The following is a 3472-nucleotide window of genomic DNA, read 5'->3' as shown; positions in this document are numbered from 1 at the left end:
GATCGTTAAAAATCGCGCCTCCGGATATCGCAACCTGGAAAGCTTCGCCGACATCATTTACCTGACTGTTGGCGACCTCGATATCCCTGCACGGATCCCCAGCGATTTGCGTACACTGTGAAACTGATCGAAACGCCTATGTGACAGCTATATCACTGCAATTCACTGGTTGGGAAATCCGGATATAGCCGCTTTAGTAACGCAACATCCGACAGGTCCGCAATGCCTGCCTTTTTTGCCCGCACAACCGTTTCCCGTAATGAGTGACCACATCCGAGGTGAATCAAGAGTGTGCGCAATAAATTCTCTGGGGATTTGTCTTTGCGTAAACCCCTAAGTGCGCCGGTGTCTGACGCCATATCGCGCCAGTCATCTGGAAAGAAGGACAACAATAACGGCCAGTCCTCATCCACTGTTTATGCCTCTTCCGATGATCCATAGCATCATCGTAGGCAAAAACAGAGATCAAAACAAGTTAGCGCTTATGGGGTATCAATGGCTAGTGCGTTGGCGGCCTTAATCCTGGGAATAAAAATGATCGCAGGCCAGCAAGAGACCCCTTAAGATATAACAGGAAAAAAAGGAAATACTTGCTCATTTGATACAGCTTGTGGACCTGGTGGTCAATGCGTGAAGGGTGGTGGAATCTATGGCACATGCCTATAAAAACCTAACAAGACGCTCGTGTGGGACAATCGGCGCTAACGCGCCTCTTGCCCCACAGCTTGGATGTTGGGCACAAAACAAGGAAAGCAGGTCTTCGGCGACTACATCGACAAGTACACGATGCGCCAGTCCATCGAGGACGGCGTAACGCTGGAGATCGTCTACGAGGGCCGCACGCACAACGCCGAGGTCCCCGATCAGGGCGGTATGGACACGGCGTTCGAGGACGTGTTCAGCGACTACAACATCCAGCAGCGTCTGGACATCCTCGGGTACGGATCGCGGGACGCCTATCTCGAAGCGGAGCCCACCATCGAGGCCAAAGCCAAGGACATAGTGGCGCACTACCTCACGCACGTATTCACCAACGGCTACAAGGCGCAGGTGGTGGCGACGTCACGCGAGGCGGCCGCGCGCTACAAGAAGCATCTGGACGCCGCGCTCGCGGCGGCGGTCGCAAAGCTGGAGCAGGCCAACACGGGCAAGCTGGACCTGGACCGGCTCAAGGCGATGAAGACGGACGTCGTAATCTCCGGACGCCACAACGACCTGCCCCACCTCAAAGAGTATTCCGACGCATCCCGGCACGAGGCGAGCATCAAGAGCTTCAAGCTGTCGTTCGGCAGTGAAGAAGAGGGTGTCAACGGGGACCTGGGCATCCTCATCGTCAACAACATGCTGCTTACCGGCTTCGATGCGCCGGTCGAACAGGTGATGTATCTCGACAAGGTCGTGGTCGCCCATAACCTGCTGCAGACCATTGCCCGCGTGAACCGCGTGGGCGGCGAATCCAAGGACAAGGGCTTCGTGGTGGACTATGTCGGCATCGGCCACCACCTCAAGAAGGCGATCGATACCTACGACGAGCGCGAGCAGAAGGAGATCGTCGACGCCCTGAGCTTCCCCGAGGAAGAGTTGCGGGAACTCCAGGACGCTCACGCCGCCGTGATGGCCCTGCTCCAGAAGCACGGCCTCACGGACATGAGCGATCACGACGCCTTCTACGACGTGTTCTACGACGAGGACCTGCGCTTTGACTTCATGCTGGCGTTCAAGCGACTGACCAAGGCGCTCAATCTCCTGTTCCCGGCACGCCAGGCCCTCGATTTCATGGGCGACTACACGGCGCTCGCCGAGATCAATGTGCTCGCCGGGAAGCACTTCCGCGACCAGCGGCTGAGCATGAAGGGCATCCCGGCCAAGCTTCGTGCCATCACGGACGCCCACCTCGAGTCCCGGGGCATCGATGTCAAAGTCCCGCCGATCTCGATCCTTGACGAGGATTTCGAGAAGTATGTCGGCGGGCACCGTCGGATCAAGACCAAGGCGGCCGAGATCGAGCACGCCATCCGCCACCACCTCGACGTTGACCTCGACGATGACCCGGACCTGCGCGCCTCCTTCGCCGAAGCCCTGGCGGCCATCTTCGAGCAGTTCCGCGACAACTGGAACAAGATCTACGAGGAGCTGGAGAATCTCCGGCAGAGGATCATCAACGCGAGCCAGGAACCAACCTACGGACTGCACCGCAAGAAGCAGATGCCGCTGTTCCGAATGCTCGAGCGCGAGCTGTTCGGTGCAGAAACGGTTTCAGACGATAGCGGAGCGATGAAGGTAGCCGAAGCCACCACGCCCTATGGCATGACAGAGGAAGATGCAATCAGTCACCTGGTTGATCTGACGCAGAAGGTGTTTCTCGTCGTCGAACGCGAGATGCGACTGACAGGGTTCTGGGAAAGCATCCCGGCCCGCAACAAGTTGAAGGCAGAGATCCAGAACGTTCTACTCGCGCCTGAGTTCGCGTCGATGCCCGGCCTGCGAGAACAGCGGTCACACATCATCAGCCGTGTCATGGAGATCGCCGAGAAGAACAACGACATCATCCTGTTCGCGGAGTAGTCCTCGTGGATCTCGCCTACACAGTCCAGCGATCCGAAAAGAGACGCAAGCTCACGATTGTGGTGGAGCGTGACCGTAGCGTGGTGGTGCATGCACCGGCGGGTGCGACTGACGAAGCGATCCGTCGGGTCGTCGAAGCGAAGCGGCAATGGATCTTCGAGAAGCTTAGGCATCCACAGAAGTACCGCGACCTCCCGCATCCTCCGGGCAAGGAGCTCGTCAGCGGAGAGGCGGCGTTGTATCTCGGGCGGCAGTACCGAATCGAGGTGGTCGCCGAAGGACTGGACGCCGTCCAGTTCAACCAGCGTTTCCTGGTGCCGGCGTCGAAGGTGTCGGAGCGGAAAACCGCGCTGCGCGAATGGTACATCGCGAGAGCCAACGAAAGGGTCCTGCCGCGGGTATCCCGTTTCGCCCGGTCGCTTGGCGTTGAGTTCAAGCGCGCCCGGATCGTTGACAGCCGCTACCGCTGGGGTTCTTGCACCGTCAAGGACAGCGTGAACTTCAACTGGCGCTTGATCAAGGCCCCCGTCTTCGTCATCGACTATGTGATCGCCCATGAACTCGCGCACCTGATCGAGGCCAACCATACAGCGCGATTCTGGAACGTGGTGCGAGCGCAGGTGCCGAAGGTGGAGCAGGCCCGGGTCTGGCTCCGTGAACACGGACAGGTGCTGGAGGAGGAGGTATAGGTACGATCGGTCGGGTGCGTTATGGTCCCTGAGAAATGCGCGGCTCTCTCTTTGCCGAAGGTTCAGGCCTTCACCGTGTCCCACCCATTACGGTGGGCGTTTGGCGACTATGCCGTCTGGCGACTTCTGCCCCATCACGCCGGACGTTGCCGCCAGACGCGCTGCCCGAGCCACGGTAGGGTCCGGTGGCGATACCAGCACTTTCGCGCTGGCCCTCA

Annotated in this window: 2 protein-coding genes and 1 pseudogene; 2 read left to right on the top strand and 1 reads right to left on the bottom strand. The window is 58.9% G+C overall.

Features of this window, described 5'->3' with window-relative positions:
• Positions 1-185: 185 nt before the first annotated feature.
• Positions 186-359: pseudogene (locus LJE91_04495) on the bottom strand (IS4 family transposase).
• 370 nt (positions 360-729) lie between these two features.
• On the opposite strand from LJE91_04495, the gene LJE91_04490 reads away from it, so the two are divergent.
• Both LJE91_04490 and LJE91_04485 read left to right on the top strand, forming a co-directional pair.
• Positions 730-2565, top strand: a complete 1836-nt coding sequence (locus tag LJE91_04490; protein ID MCG6868000.1) for a hypothetical protein — start codon at positions 730-732, stop codon at positions 2563-2565.
• A 5-nt stretch (positions 2566-2570) separates the two neighbouring features.
• Positions 2571-3254, top strand: a complete 684-nt coding sequence (locus tag LJE91_04485; protein MCG6867999.1) for a M48 family metallopeptidase — start codon at positions 2571-2573, stop codon at positions 3252-3254.
• Positions 3255-3472 lie beyond the last annotated feature (218 nt).

It is taken from the genome of Gammaproteobacteria bacterium, assembly GCA_022340215.1.
Lineage (GTDB): Bacteria > Pseudomonadota > Gammaproteobacteria > JAJDOJ01 > JAJDOJ01 > JAJDOJ01.
Note: the sequence above shows the minus strand (reverse complement) of the source record. Positions and strands in the feature narration are given on the sequence as shown.

Excerpts from the sequence above, each read along its gene's own strand:
- LJE91_04490 (MCG6868000.1), top strand. The coding sequence starts at position 730 with ATGTTGGGCACAAAACAAGGAAAGCAGGTCTTCGGCGACTACATCGAC.